Source organism: Winogradskyella psychrotolerans, from assembly GCF_018860545.1.
Classification (GTDB): Bacteria; Bacteroidota; Bacteroidia; order Flavobacteriales; family Flavobacteriaceae; genus Winogradskyella; species Winogradskyella psychrotolerans_A.
The window spans coordinates 101,403-116,951 of record NZ_JAHKPN010000014.1 but is presented as its reverse complement, the minus strand read 5'-3'; the positions used below and the strand labels follow the sequence as shown (position 1 = coordinate 116,951).

Here is a 15,549-nt window from a genome sequence, read left to right as displayed (position 1 = left end):
GCATATTAATAAAAAATAAGAACGCATCAGTCGTGGGGCTTCGGTCTTCGGTCTTCGGTCTATTTATTATGTTCTTTTTTCTGGGTTCTTTTTTATCTTCAGCGCAAGTTTCAACAGAAATAGATACCACTAAGATAAGAATTGGTGAGCAAATCAACTATAAAATTAATGTTGAAGCAGATTCCTTAGCTTTAGTTGTGTTTCCAGAAGGTCAAACTTTTATGCCTTTAGAAAATGTTGAAGCTTTAAAAATAGATACGACAAAGCGTGAAGCGAAATTTTTACTGTCAAGGATTTATAAGTTAACGCAATTCGATTCAGGAGCCTATACCATTCCAAGACAAAAAATTATAATCGGAGAGCAATCTTTTTTTACAGATTCTTTAAAAGTTGAGGTTAATACTATTGAGGTTGATACAAGCAAACAGAAACTTTATGATATTAAACCTATTATTGAAGTTGAACAAAGTGGAAGTGATTGGTGGAAATGGTTGTTAATTGCCGTTTTAGCAATTGGATTGGTCGCTTTTCTACTGTATTGGTTTATTTGGAGAACAAAGCCATTAACTGAGGAAGAAGAAATTGCATTATTACCACCTTATGATCGCGCAAAGTTAGCATTGCAGAAACTTGATGAAAGCCAGCTTTTAATGCGTTCTGAAGTCAAGGAGTATTATTCAGAACTGACCTTTATCATCAGAAAATATTTAGATGAAAAAGTGTATGATCGTGCTTTAGAAAGTACAACATCAGAGCTTATTGCCAGATTAAAGTTGTTGAAAGAAGGGAATCAAGTTCCGCTTTCAAAAGAAACCATCTTACATATTGAATCCATATTGCAACGTGCCGATTTGGTTAAGTTTGCTAAGTCTGCACCAGATACAGCACTTGCAGAAATGGATAAATCTACAATAGATAAAGCTATTGATAATGTAAAAGTAAGCTTGCCAGAACCGTCTGAAGAAGAGAAATTATTAGACCAAAAATATAAGGAAGCGCAAGAGCGTAAAAAGAAGCGTAGAAAAATCTGGATGACCGTTGGTATTTCAATATTTCTAATCATCGCAACTTTTGTTGGTTTTGGAATAAAATATGGCTTTGGATATGTAAAAGATACCATTATTGGTCATGAAAGTAAAGAGTTATTAGAAGGAGATTGGGTAAAAAGTGCCTATGGTTTTCCGCCTGTTTGGATTGAGACGCCGAAAGTTTTAAAACGTGTAGAATCTCCAATTCCAGAAGAAGCTAAGGAGCAACTCAACATGACGACTTTTGCCTATGGCACCATGTTAGATGCTTTTAGTGTAGTTATCAATACAACAACGCTTAAAGTGCCAAAACAAGCACCGCAAGCCGAAAGTGCAGATAAACCAACATTCGATTTGTTAAAGGTGTCTGAAGAATCCATTAAAGGTTTTGAAGCAAAAGGAGCGACAGATATTACCGTGAAGACGGATAAATTTATTACGCCTAATAATGCTGAAGGTTTAAAAACATTTGGTACGTTAAACCTTAAAGCACCTGGGACAAATGATGTAATAAATGCAGAGTATCTGTTATTATGTTTTTCTAATGAAAATGTATTACAACAGATTGTCATTACTTGGTCTAAAGATGATGCTTATGCAGATGAAATGATTGAACGGATTACAAACTCTATAGAGCTAAAATCTGAAGAGCCTCAAGAAGAGAAAGAATAATGTTAGAGAATATACAATTTTTAAATAAGGAATTTTTTTGGTTACTGTTGCTTCTGCCAATAGCCATAGTTTGGTATGTGCTTAAGCATAGTAAACAAACGGCTGAGTTAAAAATGTCGAGCATTAAAGGTTTCAAAGGATCATCTACTTTTTGGTCCAATTTTAGACACCTACTTTTTGCATTGCGTTTAATTGCATTAGCGCTTTTAATAGTAGCCATAGCACGACCAAGAACGGTTGATGTGTCTACCAAAACTAAAACGACGAGCGGAATAGATATTGTGATGGCAATAGACGTTTCTGCAAGTATGTTGGCAAAGGATTTACGTCCTAATCGATTAGATGCATTAAAGGAAGTAGCTGCGGATTTTATAGACGGTCGTCCTAATGACCGGATAGGTTTGGTAGAATATGCTGGTGAAGCCTACACGAAGACACCAATTACAAGTGATAAATCGATTGTTAAACGATCGCTTAGAGATATTAATTACAATTCTATTATTGAAGGAGGAACGGCAATTGGTATGGGTTTAGCAACCTCTGTTAACAGATTAAAAGATAGTAGAGCGAAAAGTAAGGTTATTATTTTACTGACGGATGGTGTGAATAACTCAGGATTTATTGATCCAAAAATTGCAAGTGAATTGGCTGTAGAATATGGTATTAAGGTTTATGCAATTGGATTAGGTACAAACGGAATGGCATTATCTCCAATTGGTTTTAACCCTAATGGAACATTTAGATACGGTAGAATGCAAGTTGAAATTGACGAAGCGTTATTGAAAGAAATTGCATTAGAAACGGGAGGGAAATATTTTAGAGCTACAAACAACGATAAGTTAGCCGAAATTTATGATGAAATTAATAAGCTTGAAAAAACAGAAGTTGAAGAAACAAAATATTACAATTACGACGAAAAATACAGGCCATTAGTACTGTTGGCAGGCTTATTATTATTGATAGAATTAATATTGCGATACACAAAATTTAGAAGCTTTGTTTAGACTCGATGAAAACATATGGTTTTGGACGTTACTGGTAATTCCAGTAATCATTTTGCTGTTTATAGCGCTTCAGGTTTGGAGACGCTCTGTACAGAAAAAATTTGCAGATTCTGCTTTGTTAAAGCGTTTGAGTCCTAATCAATCGCTATTTAAAAGTGTTTTAAAAGTTTTTGTGCTTTGTTGTGCGTTTGCTTGCTTGTCTTTGGCGTTGGTTAACCCTAAAATAGGAACTAAGTTAGAGACGATTCGTAGCGAAGGAGTCGATGTGGTTTTCGCCGTCGATGTTTCTAAAAGTATGTTAGCTGAAGATATTGCGCCAAATCGTTTAGACAAATCAAAGCAGTTAGTGACGCAAATTGTAAATAGTTTAGTAAGTGATCGTGTGGGAATTATTGCTTATGCAGGGAAAGCTTTTCCACAATTGCCTATTACGACAGACCATGCGTCGGCTAAAATGTTTTTACAAAACATGAATACTGATATGATGTCTTCTCAGGGAACAGCTATTAGTGAGGCCATTCAATTGTCTAAATCTTATTTTGATAATGAAGATCAGGCCAACCGTGTTTTAATTATTATATCAGATGGGGAAGATCATGATGGTGAAGCTTTAAATGTAGCAGAAGAAGCTGCTGAGCAAGGTATACGAATTTTAACTATAGGTGTTGGTGATACTAAAGGAGGGCCAATTCCTATAAAACGTAATGGGGTTGTTTTAAATTATAAAAAAGATAATCAGGGAGAAACAGTAATTACGCGATTAGACGAATCTACTTTAAAAGAAATTGCAGCCGAAGCCAATGGGGTTTACATTAATGGAAGTAATACAGCAGAGGTTGTAAAAACTATAAAAGAAGAATTAGATAAAATGGATAAACAAGAATTTGAGTCCAAACAAATTGCAGATTTTAAAGATCAATTTCAGTGGTTTTTAGCTTTTGGAATTCTATTGCTATTCATTGATATCTTATTCTTAGAACGAAAAACAGCGTGGTTAAAGAAGTTAAATTTATTTAACGAAACATATATCTAAAAGAATTAATCAGGAGGTTCTGTGTAGAATATGTTCAATGAGACTTTTTTGAAAAAACAGAAGCAAACGAATTAAAATTTTTAAAATATTTTTAACGCTAAGTCTGATAGGGCTTTAGTAATTTAGAGGTTGTTTTCATAATTAAGATACAGGCATGAAATTTTATATACTCATTATCACAGTTTTAATTGGAAGTTTTAGTTTCTCACAAGAGCTGAACAAAGAACAATTAAAAGCCGAAAAAAACGCTACTAATTTAGTTTATAAAGCCAATGCGTTAGTTAGTGAGGATAACTACGTAGAAGCTGAAATGGAATATAGAAAAGCCATTTCAGAAGCACCAAACAAAGCCACTGGCGCTTATAATTTAGCACATTCCTATTACAAAAAAGGGAGCTTAGAGGAAGCCTTATTTAGAAGTCAAGAAGCAGCGAATAATGCCACAACTAAAGATGAAAAGCATAGAGCATTTCATAATATTGGTAATATTTTAATGCAAAATGAGCAATGTAAAGAAGCTGTTGAAGCCTATAAAAATGCATTGAGAAACAATCCTTCCGATGAAGAGTCGCGTTACAACTATGCCTTAGCAAAAGAATGTGCTGATCAGCAAAAGCAAGATGGTGGTGGTGAAGATAACAAGGAAGACGAAAATAAAGACAACGAACAGAACAAGGAAGACGAACAAAAGAAAGAAGACGAGAACAAAGACAATAAAGATCAAAAGGACGACCAAGATAAGAAAGACGAAGGTGATCAAGATAAAAAAGATGGTGACAAGGATAAGGATGAAGACGGAAAACCAAAAGATGATAAAAAGGATGATGGTAAAGGAAAGGAAGATAACAAGGATAACAATCAACAGCCTAAACCGCAACCAGGACAAATGTCTCCTCAGCAGATAAAGAATATCTTGGAAGCCATGCAAAATCAAGAACAAAAAGTTCAAGAAAAAATGAATGCTGAAAAGCAAAAAGGAGCTAAGGTACAAACTGAAAAGGACTGGTAAATTTGCAGAAAAGTGCACAGTTCTAAGTAAGCTAAGTAATACATGAAATTAATTAAACACATATCCATACTATTTTTAATACTTGCTACAAGTATCGCTTCTGCACAGGTTAAATTTGAAGCGAAAGTCAGTAAAAAGAAATTAGGAATTAACGAGCGGTTACGTATCGATTTTGAGATGAATCAAGATGGGGACAATTTTGTACCACCAAATTTCTCGGACTTTGATGTCGTTGGAGGGCCTAATACATCTGTTAGTAATAAGTATTTGAATGGAAAGCGTACGTTTTCAAAAACATATAGTTATTTTTTAGCACCAAAGAAACGCGGGACTTTCACAATTAAGCAAGCCGTCATTGAAATAGATGGGGAAACCTATAAAACATTTCCTATTACAGTTACTGTTACGGCTGCAGTGAGTGTGCCAAATGGTAGTTCAGATGCTTCAGATGTTGCTTCTGAGAAGATTCACTTAGTTGCTGAGGTTTCAAATACCAACCCTTATTTAAATGAAGCCATAACTGTGGTTTACAAATTGTATGTCTCTACTGAAATTGGAGTCAGTAGTAATTGGAGAGAAAAGGAAATTCCACGATTTAATGATTTTTGGAGTCAGAATATTGAAATTAAAGGGCTTCCTGTTCAAGAAGGAGAATATAAAGGAGAAAATTATCGTTACGTTGTATTGAGAAAAACAGTGCTTTACCCTCAAAAAACGGGAGCACTGAAAATAGAGCCTTTAGTAATGGATATTACAGCAGAAGTGCCATCAGAGAAAGTCGATATTTTTGGAAGACGTTTAATGACTAAAGTTCCAAAAGTGGTGACTGCTGGTAGTAGAACTATTAATGTAAAACCTTTACCTGAAGACGGTAAGCCCTCAGATTTTAAAGGAGCAGTTGGGAGTTTTGATTTTAAGGTATCAACGTCTAAAACACAGTTGAATGCTACGGAATCTCTTCAAGCAAAAATAGAAGTTTCTGGTAATGGGAATTTAAAATTATTTGAATTACCAAAACTAACAGTACCAAGTTCATTAGAAGTATATGAGCCAGAACATCAAGAAAATGTTCGTACTAATATTAATGGTATGCAAGGTAATATTTCCGATACTTACACTATTGTACCACAGTATAAAGGGAAATATCCTGTGCCAACCATTTCATTTTCATATTTTGATTTAGATACAGAAAGCTATAAAAGAATTACATCATCAGATATTGTAATTGATGTTTTAGAAGGCCCTACGGCAGCTAATACTAATTCTCAAAATGCGACCGTAGATACTAAGCAAACCGTTAATCCAAATACCAATACATTTGCTTTTATAAAAACCAATTCAAATTGGTTACCTGTAAAAACCGACCCTTTCTTTAAGTCTACTGGATTTTGGTCATTATTATTGGTGCCATTTTTGGCGATTCCTTTGGCCATTGTAGTCAGACGTAAAAAGGATGAACGCGATGCAGATGTCCATGGAAATCGTATTAGAAAAGCGGATCGTTTGGCCAAAAAGTACTTAAGTGAAGCTAAAAAGGCAATGGGAAAAAAAGAAGCGTTTTACTTAGCACTAGAAAAAGCACTTCATAATTATTTAAAAGCAAAATTGAATATTGAAACTAGCGATTTTAATAAAGAAAAAATCGAGGAGCTACTATTAGAACGTCATGTTGATAAGGATGTGGTTTCAGATTTTATTTCAATTTTAGAAAATTGTGAATTGGCGCGTTATACACCAATCACACAAGTTACCATGCAGAATGATTATGATAAGGCAGCCAAAACAATTTCATTAATAGATAAGCAAATAAGATAATATGAAGGCTATTACTTTCTTACTGCTATGTTGTTTTAACCTTATTGGGTTTTCACAAAATGATCAAATTTTTAGTGAAGCTAATACTTTATATAACGACGGAAAATTTGCAGAAGCTATTGATAAATATGGATCTATTTTAGATTCCAAAGAACATTCCGCTGCGTTATATTTTAACCTAGGAAATGCCAATTACAAGCTCAATAATATTGCGCCGAGTATTTACTATTTTGAAAAAGCCTTGCAATTGGAACCTAATGATAAGGATATACAAAATAATTTAGCATTTGCTCAAAACATGACGATTGATGCTATTGATACCGTTCCTACAGTGGGATTTTCGCGCATTGTAAACAATATTGTAAACACATTTAATACCGATACTTGGGCGAAAATTGCTGTAGGAGGTGTGCTTTTATTTGTAATTATATTTTTAGCCTATCACTTTTCGTACACCAGCTCTAAAAAGCGGATTGCTTTTGTAGTCAGTATTGTCAGTTTATTTGTGGCGTGTGTTGCTGTTGCTATGGCATTTCAAAAGGACGGCTTAAGCAAAAAAGATAATCCAGCTATTGTATTTGCACAAGAAAGCAGAGTGAAAACAGACCCTAATCCTACGAGTGAAGAGGTATTTAGGTTGCATGAGGGGACTAAGGTACAAGTCTTAGAAACCTATGACGACTGGAATAAAATTCAGTTGTCAGATAACTCAACAGGTTGGATTCCTAAAAAAGATATTAAACTATTGAAGATTTTTTAGAACGAATTTAACAGTTTGTTACAATCCTACATATTATATTTGTCGCTTATGCAAAAAAGCACCAAATACAGAATAGCTGTTTTTTTAACCATAGTATTTATTGGGCTTATTTCTGCACCCACAATTATTATGTCTATTGATGACTCCATTGATGTCGCTTGTTTTTTTAGTATCACTGAAGAGGAAGAGAATTCACATGCTAAACTGTTATTTGATAAAAATCATCAAGATTCAGAATTTTTATTTGAAGATCAAGAGGTGACAAATCTAGAAGGCTATAGATTTAAAAATTATCCTAAACCCCATCTCAATTTAGTTTTTCCACCACCCGATTTTATTTAATATTTTATGCGTTAGACATTCTATGTCCCTAAAAAAATATTAAAATAACTATTGAAATCTATTCAATAGTATAAAATCATTATATCAAATGTTTAAAACTTTAAAAAGCGACATTCCAGCGAGTATTGTCGTATTCTTTGTTGCATTACCTTTATGTTTAGGTATTGCTCTCGCTAGTGGTGCACCCTTATTTTCTGGTGTAATTGCTGGAATTATTGGAGGGATTGTGGTCGGAGCCCTCAGTGGTTCTAAAATTGGAGTTAGTGGTCCTGCAGCCGGTTTAGCAGCTATCGTGTTAACAGCTATAGGTACTTTGGGTGGTTATGAAAACTTCTTAGTTGCTGTGGTGTTAGGTGGTGTTATTCAATTGGTTTTCGGTGTTTTAAAAGCTGGAATTATTGGTTATTATTTTCCGTCGTCTGTGATCAAAGGTATGTTAACAGGTATCGGAATTATTATTATACTAAAACAAATCCCACATTTTTTCGGTTACGATGCTGAGCCAGAAGGAGCTGATAGTTTTCTGGAAGCCTCTGGAGAAAATACATTTTCAGCACTTTTAGGTATATTTGACAATCTTATATTAGGTTCTATGGTTATTGGTTTTATTGCCTTAGGCATTATTTTACTATGGGATACTGTTCTAGCAAAAAAAGCGAAATTTTTTCAAGTAATTCAAGGGCCTTTAGTCGCCGTAGTCATCGGAATTATTTTTTACCTGGTTACTAAATCTAATCCGACATTGCTTATAGAACAATCTCACATGGTTAGTGTACCAATACCAGATAGTGTAGATTCATTTATTGGTCAATTTAGTTTTCCAAACTTTTCTGCGATTACAAATCCTGAAGTTTGGATAGTTGCATTCACTATAGCATTAGTTGCAAGTTTAGAAACCTTATTATGTGTTGAAGCGACTGATAAATTGGATCCAGATAAAAATGTAACTCCAACCAACAGAGAACTTTTAGCTCAAGGTACTGGTAATATATTATCGGGTTTAGTAGGTGGTTTGCCAATTACTCAGGTTATTGTACGAAGTTCTGCAAATATACAGTCTGGTGGTAAAACTAAAATGTCTGCCATTTTGCATGGATTTTTATTGTTGATTTCTGTGATTTTGATTCCTACGTTACTTAATAAGATTCCACTGTCTGTTTTAGCCGCTATTTTAATTATTGTAGGTTATAAACTAGCAAAGCCAGCATTATTTATAAAGATGTACAAGCTTGGTTGGAAACAATATGTTCCATTTTTTGCTACCGTAGCTGGAATTGTTTTCACAGATTTATTAGTCGGAATTAGTATAGGGTTGTTAGTTGGTATCTTTGTTATATTATTAAAAAATTACCAAAATTCACATTTCCTTCATATTGAAGATAACAGTAACGGAAGACATATAATTAAGATGACATTAGCTGAAGAAGTCACTTTCTTTAATAAAGGAGCTATTTTAAAAGAATTAGATAGTTTACCAAAAGATACATACTTTGAATTTGATGTCACTAAAACAAGATATTTAGATTACGATATCATTGAAATATTAGAAGATTTTGCCTTTAAAGCGAAAGAAAGAAACATAGATATTAAGTTAATATCAAAACGAGGTGTCGTTGAAAACCCACCGAGTTTTATAGAATTCTTTAAGCTGAGACCTAAGTCTAATATTAGTTTAAGTTAATCTTAATCATAAAAAGAAGAAGATTAGGTGCCATATCAAACGAGTATGACATTACTAGCTTCGTAAACGTACAATTATAATTAAATTATCATGTCTTAAAGACCTATACCGAGGAGTTACCGACATTTTGAGTCTAGATTCAAATGCATATTATCGAACTGGTTTAGAACGTATAATTTAAGACACAAAAAATAGAATAAATATGAAAGCACATACAAAAGAAACACAAGCAACAATGACTCCTGAAAAGTCATTACAATATTTAAAAGAAGGTAACAAACGATTTCAAGATAATTTAAAGGCCAACCGTAATCTTTTAGAACAAGTAAACGATACTAGTGACGGACAATTTCCATTTGCAACCATTTTGAGTTGTATCGACTCTAGAGTATCTGCAGAGTTAGTTTTTGACCAAGGTTTGGGTGATATATTTAGTGTTAGAATCGCTGGGAATTTTGTAAATGAAGATATCTTAGGGAGCATGGAGTTTGCATGTAAACTAGCAGGGACCAAATTAATTGTTGTACTTGGACATACAAGTTGTGGTGCCATCAAAGGTGCATGTGACCATGCAGAAATGGGTAACCTTACCAAATTAATAGAAAAAATTAATCCAGCCGTAAATGCCGTAGTAGAACCTAAGGATGAAAGTTTACGTACGTCTAAAAACTTAGACTTTGTGGATGAAGTTTCTAAGAAAAATGTAGAATTAACAATTGAACGAATTCATTCTGAAAGTCCAATATTAACGGAAATGGAGAAAGATGGAGAGATAAAGATTGTTGGTGCGATGTACAATATCAATACAGGAGCCGTTGAATTTTATTAATAAAAAAACGAATTGATGAGTCAATTTAAGATTAAATTAAAAATGGCAGCACTTATATTGGTGCTGCCATTTTTTGCTATCAGTCAAGAGCATGACTTAGGGAACTGGTTAATTTATATTGGTAATAAAAAATTGAATTCTAAATGGAATATTCATAATGAAGTTCAGTATAGAAATTACAACGCTGTTGGTGATCTAGAACAATTATTGTTACGAACGGGTTTAGGGTATAACCTCTCTGAGACTAATAATGTTTTATTAGGGTATGGATATATATTATCTGAAAACTATATTGGTGAAACAGATGATAAAGTATCCGTAAACGAGCATCGTATTTTTCAACAGTTTACGACAAAACAAAATGTGGGGAAAGTTGGTTTTAGTCATCGCTACCGTTTTGAGCAACGTTTTGTAGAAGATGATTTTAAAATGCGATTCCGATATTTTTTGGGCCTAAAACTACCGCTGCAGTATAAAGAAGATGGTAAAAATCCATTATATATATCGCTGTATAATGAGATCTTTTTAAATACGGAATCTTCTGTTTTTGATAGAAACAGAGTTTTTGGAGGTTTAGGATATCAGTTTTCACAAGCTTTACGATTTGAGCTTGGTTACATGAATCAGTTTTTTGAAACTTCTGGAAGGGACCAAATTAATATCATCGCATTTGTTAATTTTTAATGAGTTTTTATCAAGAATTAATTTGATAAAAAAATAATGTGGACCATGTGAATTAACTAACTTACAGGATTAAAATTGAAAACCATGAATTTAGACAATGTATTTAAGAACAATGAAAAATGGATTAAGGATAAACTCAATGTAGATCCTAACTATTTTGAAAAATTAGGTAAAGGACAAAGTCCGGAGTTGTTATATATAGGCTGTTCTGATAGTAGGGTTACAGCAGAAGACCTCATGGGTTTGGGGCCTGGCGATGTTTTTGTACACCGTAATATTGCTAATATGGTGGTGGGTACAGATGCCAATGGGATGTCAGTGGTAAATTACGCTGTTACACATTTAAAGGTGAATCATGTAGTCGTTTGTGGACATTATGCTTGTGGAGGAGTAAAAGCAGCCATGCAATCGGCAGATTTAGGAGTTTTGAATGGATGGTTACGTAATATTCGGGACGTTTATAGAATGCATCATGATGAGCTGAATGCTATTGAATGTGAAGATAAAAAGTATGATCGTTTAGTAGAGCTTAATGTACAAGAACAATGTGTTAATTTAATTAAAACAGCAGCTGTACAAAAGGCCTATAGAGATAGAGGGTTAAAAGTACACGGTTGGGTATTTGATGTACACACCGGGAAATTAATAGATTTAAAAATAGATTTCGAAAAATATCTTACTGATATTATGGAAATTTATCACTTAGATTAAAAGTATGCGACCTACACGGTTTCATGGTGGCTGAGCAAAGTCAAAACCTTGTAGGTCTTTATTCTTCTTTCTCTCTAATTATAGGTTCTTCGTCACTTTTAATTATACTCGGGAAAATAATAGGAGCTAATGATTTTACGGGTGTATAAAGCATACTTTTTTCTAAATCTTCGTCTTCCATAAAAGGCAATGTACTATTCATTTTATGAAAAACACCTAATAATACACTAAGAATCAGTCCTATTTTAAGGGCGCCAAAAACACCACCTGCCAATTTATTTATAATACCCAAGGCCGCAAAATCAGCGAGTTTCGTGAGTGCTTTTCCAGCTAGACCTATAGCCAAGACAATTACAACAAACGTGATGGCAAAAGCAACGATATTGATGGTTTTTTCGTTCCAATCTACTTTGGGTTCTAGAAAACCTGCAGCAAATCCACTAAAGTGAATAGCGCCCCAAACTCCCAACACTAACGCTAGTAAAGAGGCGACTTCCACAAAGAGGCCTTTAAATAAACCTCGGACGAATCCGAACAATAATAGGGCAGCTAAAATGATGTCAATAATACTCATTGTTATAGTGATTTACACAAACCTACACTTTTTTTCTCATTTATAAATAATAACGCATTTCAAGCTGCTTTAGTTTCTTAACTTTGAAAACTGAAAAGAATTTGAAACTTTGAACCTAAAAACATGGCAAGAGACGAACAATTAAAAGAACGCTGGGATTTGGTGGTAGAAAAACTTTCAAACCAATTTGCTGATGGAGACAAATTAGATCTCGATTCTATAATTTACCTTATTGGTGTACAAGAATTAGGTCAGTTGCATCGTGAGTATAAAAAAGATCACAAACTCGATTTAATGCATATTGCAATCTGTAAAGTTTTAACGCCTTATGGGTTTTATGAATTTGATTATGTTGATGACGAGGGTTGGCCACATTATAAGGTATTGGCACAGTTACCACATTTGAAGGCAGGTGAACAAAGTGTACTGATGAAAGAAGCGATTGTCAATTATTTTGTAGAAACTGAATATATAGACTAGTTTCTAATAAGCTCAACTACTATAACTCGCAAAAAAAAACTAAATTTGCACTCGTTTTTGAATAGAAACCATGATAGACAAGATAAAAGAACTTATAGCAGAAGCGGAAGCTTTTAAAGCACAGTCAAAAGAGGAAGTTGAAGCCTTTAGAATAAAATATTTAGGTTCTAAAGGGCACTTAAAGGCATTTTATGGCGAATTAAAAAATGTAGCGAACGATCAGAAACGTGAATTCGGACAAATTATAAATGAGCTTAAAAACACTGCTGAAGCTAAAGTTAATCACTTAAAAGAAACTTTAGAAAGTCAGGAAGAAGACAAAGGCATTTACGGAGATTTGTCAAGACCAGGAGAACCGATTGCTATTGGAGCGCGCCATCCTATTTCTATAGTGAAGAATGAAATTATTGATATCTTTTCTCGTATAGGTTTTAACGTGAGTGAAGGGCCAGAAATTGAAGACGATTGGCATAATTTTACAGCATTAAATTTACCAGAATACCATCCGGCTAGAGATATGCAGGATACGTTCTTCATCCAAACCGATCCAGATATTTTATTACGTACACATACCAGTTCGGTACAAGTGCGATATATGGAAAATAATCAACCTCCAATTCGTACGATTTCACCAGGTCGTGTGTATAGAAATGAAGCGATTTCCGCACGTTCACATTGTTTTTTCCACCAAGTGGAAGGGTTATATATTGATAAAGATGTAAGTTTTGCAGATTTAAAACAAACACTTCAATATTTCACTACTGAAATGTTTGGAAAATCTAAGATTAGATTGCGTCCATCATACTTTCCATTTACAGAACCAAGTGCTGAGGTTGATGTATATTGGGGTTTAGAAACTGAAACCGATTATAAAATCACCAAAGGTACAGGTTGGCTAGAAATTATGGGCTGTGGTATGGTAGATCCTAATGTATTAGAAAATTGTGGTATAGATTCTAAAGTTTATTCAGGTTTCGCCTTCGGAATGGGAATCGATCGTATAGCAATGCTATTAAACCAAATTAGTGATATTAGATTGCTAAGTGAGAATGATGTGAGATTTTTAGAGCAGTTTAAATCTGCTTTATAAACTTCAAAAAAATATATTCTAAAGCCGACTATTCATAGTCGGCTTTTTTATTTAACAGCATTTTAACTTCGTTTAGTTCGGTTTGTTCCGAACCAATTATATATATTTGCCAAGAATTTTACTGTACATGATATTTCCATAATCAAAATCAGTAATAAAAAAGCTTAACAATGAAAGAGAATGTCTGCAAAGAAAAAATGGCCTTAGTTGAAAAACTAGGTGTGCATTTAGAAAAAAGAGAGCATTTGGCACCTGTTGCAGCACGTATTTTATCTTATATCATCCTTACAGGTAAACAAGGAACCACTTTTGAGGATATGGTAAAGATATTATGCGCTAGTAAAAGCACCATTTCAACACACCTTAATCATTTACAAGATTTAAACAAGATTGTATATTTCACTAAAACAGGAGATCGTAAAAAATATTTCATTATCAATAAGGATATGATCGTTCAGCATATCGATAATGTGATTAATGAATGGCAAGAAGTTAAAGTATTGCATTCAGAAATTAAAAATTATAAAGAGAAAATCAATAACCACAAAATCGAAAATGAAGAGGAAAAGTTCGAATTAAGTTTCCATAATGATTACATCCAATTTTTAGATGAAGCAAGTGCATCAATAGAAGTATTAAGAAAAAAATTAATAGACAACCAATTCCATATTTAAAGTAAGATTACAAATGAAAAATAAGAGATTATATAATATCGTAGCACTAAGTTTATTCTTAGTTATTGTTAGTTGCGGAAACAGCGAACAAAATCAATCTGCAGCAGCGCCACCTCCTGCCTCGTTTCCTGTAACGCAAATACAACAAAAAACAGTAACAGGATATACCGATTATCCTGCAACTATTGAAGGTATTGTAAATAGTGATGTACGCGCTAAAACATCTGGTTATATTGAAAAAGTATATGTGGACGAAGGAGAAAAAGTACGAAAAGGACAAATGCTTTTCAAACTAGAAACGCAGTCTTTAAGTCAAGATGCTGGTGCAGCACAAGCTCGTATTAATGTCGCACAAGTAGAGGTTGATAAATTGATTCCACTTGTAGAAAAGAACATTATTAGCGCAGTACAATTAGAAACTGCAAAAGCAAATTTGGCACAAGCAAAAGCGAATTATAGCGGAGTTACAGCAAATATTGGTTATGCGACGATTAAAAGCCCAATAGATGGCTATGTTGGTTCTATTAACTTTAGAGAAGGTGCTTTAATTAGTCCGAGTGATGCAACACCGCTAACTACCGTAAGTGAAATTGACCAAGTCTATGCTTTTTTTAGTTTCAATGAAGCACAATACATTAATCATTTACAAAATGCCGAAGGTAAAACGAAAGCCGAACGTATTAAGAATTCACCAGATTTAAGCCTGATTTTGGCTAATGGGACAGAGTATTCTGAAAAAGGCCGTATCCAAACTAGTACGGGTCAAATCAATCAGAATACAGGAACTATTAAAATTAGAGCGGCTTTTGATAATCCGAATGAGATTTTAACTAACGGAAATAGTGGTAAAATAAGATTTCCTATAGAATATAAAGACGCTATTGTTGTACCGCAATCAGCCACGTTTGAGCAACAAGGAAATGTAATGATTTTTAAACTTGGTGAAGATAACAAAGTAGAAACTGCTATTTTAGAAATAGAAGGAACAGTAGATAACTTATATGTTGTAGGATCTGGTTTAGATGTAAAAGATAAAATTATTATTTCTGGAGTAGGTAAACTAAGAAACGGAATGGTAATCGCACCACAAGACACAACTTTTGAAGAGGCCATTAAGCCAATTACCCCTTTATTCAGAAATTAAATAACATCAAACATTTTAA

At 33.8% G+C, this 15,549-nt stretch carries 16 protein-coding genes; 15 read left to right on the top strand and 1 reads right to left on the bottom strand.

What is annotated here, in order from left to right; genetic code table 11:
• Nucleotides 1-68: 68 nt before the first annotated feature.
• The 11 genes from KO515_RS07835 (at nucleotide 69) to KO515_RS07785 (ending at nucleotide 11,568) form a co-directional block, all read left to right on the top strand.
• Nucleotides 69-1,700 carry a hypothetical protein gene (locus KO515_RS07835; protein WP_252723812.1) on the top strand — a complete coding sequence of 544 codons (1,632 nt, stop codon included), beginning with the start codon at nucleotides 69-71 and terminating at the stop codon, nucleotides 1,698-1,700.
• A complete protein-coding gene (locus KO515_RS07830) occupies nucleotides 1,700-2,704 on the top strand; it encodes a vWA domain-containing protein (RefSeq protein ID WP_215935824.1) in 1,005 nt (334 codons plus the stop codon). The genes KO515_RS07835 and KO515_RS07830 overlap by 1 nt, the downstream gene beginning before the upstream one ends.
• Nucleotides 2,697-3,737: a vWA domain-containing protein gene (locus KO515_RS07825; RefSeq protein ID WP_215935823.1), complete on the top strand. Its 1,041-nt coding sequence runs from the start codon at nucleotides 2,697-2,699 to the stop codon at nucleotides 3,735-3,737. Before KO515_RS07830 ends, KO515_RS07825 begins: the two co-directional genes overlap by 8 nt.
• Nucleotides 3,738-3,891: 154 nt before the next feature.
• Nucleotides 3,892-4,746 carry a tetratricopeptide repeat protein gene (locus tag KO515_RS07820; protein ID WP_215935822.1) on the top strand — a complete coding sequence of 285 codons (855 nt, stop codon included), beginning with the start codon at nucleotides 3,892-3,894 and terminating at the stop codon, nucleotides 4,744-4,746.
• Nucleotides 4,747-4,788: 42 nt separating this feature from the next.
• The gene (locus KO515_RS07815; RefSeq protein ID WP_215935821.1) at nucleotides 4,789-6,561 is read left to right on the top strand and encodes a BatD family protein; all 1,773 of its coding nucleotides are present in this window, start codon (nucleotides 4,789-4,791) and stop codon (nucleotides 6,559-6,561) included.
• Between the two features lies 1 nt (nucleotide 6,562).
• Nucleotides 6,563-7,321, top strand: coding sequence for a tetratricopeptide repeat protein (locus tag KO515_RS07810; RefSeq protein WP_215935820.1), 759 nt, complete (start codon nucleotides 6,563-6,565; stop codon nucleotides 7,319-7,321).
• Nucleotides 7,322-7,369: 48 nt separating this feature from the next.
• Nucleotides 7,370-7,663, top strand: coding sequence for a hypothetical protein (locus KO515_RS07805; protein WP_252723811.1), 294 nt, complete (start codon nucleotides 7,370-7,372; stop codon nucleotides 7,661-7,663).
• An 88-nt stretch (nucleotides 7,664-7,751) separates the two neighbouring features.
• The gene (locus KO515_RS07800; RefSeq protein ID WP_215935819.1) at nucleotides 7,752-9,344 is read left to right on the top strand and encodes a SulP family inorganic anion transporter; all 1,593 of its coding nucleotides are present in this window, start codon (nucleotides 7,752-7,754) and stop codon (nucleotides 9,342-9,344) included.
• Between the two features lie 202 nt (nucleotides 9,345-9,546).
• Nucleotides 9,547-10,173, top strand: a complete 627-nt coding sequence (locus KO515_RS07795) for a carbonic anhydrase family protein (RefSeq protein ID WP_215935818.1) — start codon at nucleotides 9,547-9,549, stop codon at nucleotides 10,171-10,173.
• A 15-nt stretch (nucleotides 10,174-10,188) separates the two neighbouring features.
• Entirely contained in the window at nucleotides 10,189-10,857 is a 669-nt protein-coding gene (locus tag KO515_RS07790; RefSeq protein ID WP_436800007.1) for a DUF2490 domain-containing protein, read from the top strand.
• Nucleotides 10,858-10,941: 84 nt separating this feature from the next.
• Nucleotides 10,942-11,568: a carbonic anhydrase gene (locus KO515_RS07785; RefSeq protein WP_215935817.1), complete on the top strand. Its 627-nt coding sequence runs from the start codon at nucleotides 10,942-10,944 to the stop codon at nucleotides 11,566-11,568.
• 58 nt (nucleotides 11,569-11,626) lie between these two features.
• On the opposite strand, the gene KO515_RS07780 is transcribed toward KO515_RS07785, so the two are convergent.
• Nucleotides 11,627-12,142 carry a CvpA family protein gene (locus KO515_RS07780; RefSeq protein WP_215935816.1) on the bottom strand — a complete coding sequence of 172 codons (516 nt, stop codon included), beginning with the start codon at nucleotides 12,140-12,142 and terminating at the stop codon, nucleotides 11,627-11,629.
• Nucleotides 12,143-12,265: 123 nt separating this feature from the next.
• Here KO515_RS07780 and KO515_RS07775 point away from each other — a divergent pair, with 123 nt between their 5' ends.
• The 4 genes from KO515_RS07775 (at nucleotide 12,266) to KO515_RS07760 (ending at nucleotide 15,530) form a co-directional block, all read left to right on the top strand.
• Nucleotides 12,266-12,622 carry a hypothetical protein gene (locus KO515_RS07775; RefSeq protein WP_215935815.1) on the top strand — a complete coding sequence of 119 codons (357 nt, stop codon included), beginning with the start codon at nucleotides 12,266-12,268 and terminating at the stop codon, nucleotides 12,620-12,622.
• A 70-nt stretch (nucleotides 12,623-12,692) separates the two neighbouring features.
• Complete coding sequence (gene pheS, locus KO515_RS07770) at nucleotides 12,693-13,712, top strand: phenylalanine--tRNA ligase subunit alpha (RefSeq protein WP_215935814.1); 1,020 nt, start codon at nucleotides 12,693-12,695, stop codon at nucleotides 13,710-13,712.
• A 170-nt stretch (nucleotides 13,713-13,882) separates the two neighbouring features.
• On the top strand, nucleotides 13,883-14,386 hold the full coding sequence (locus KO515_RS07765) for a GbsR/MarR family transcriptional regulator (RefSeq protein ID WP_215935813.1): 504 nt from the start codon (nucleotides 13,883-13,885) through the stop codon (nucleotides 14,384-14,386).
• Nucleotides 14,387-14,399: 13 nt separating this feature from the next.
• Nucleotides 14,400-15,530: an efflux RND transporter periplasmic adaptor subunit gene (locus KO515_RS07760; protein WP_215935812.1), complete on the top strand. Its 1,131-nt coding sequence runs from the start codon at nucleotides 14,400-14,402 to the stop codon at nucleotides 15,528-15,530.
• The last annotated feature ends 19 nt before the right edge of the window (nucleotides 15,531-15,549 follow it).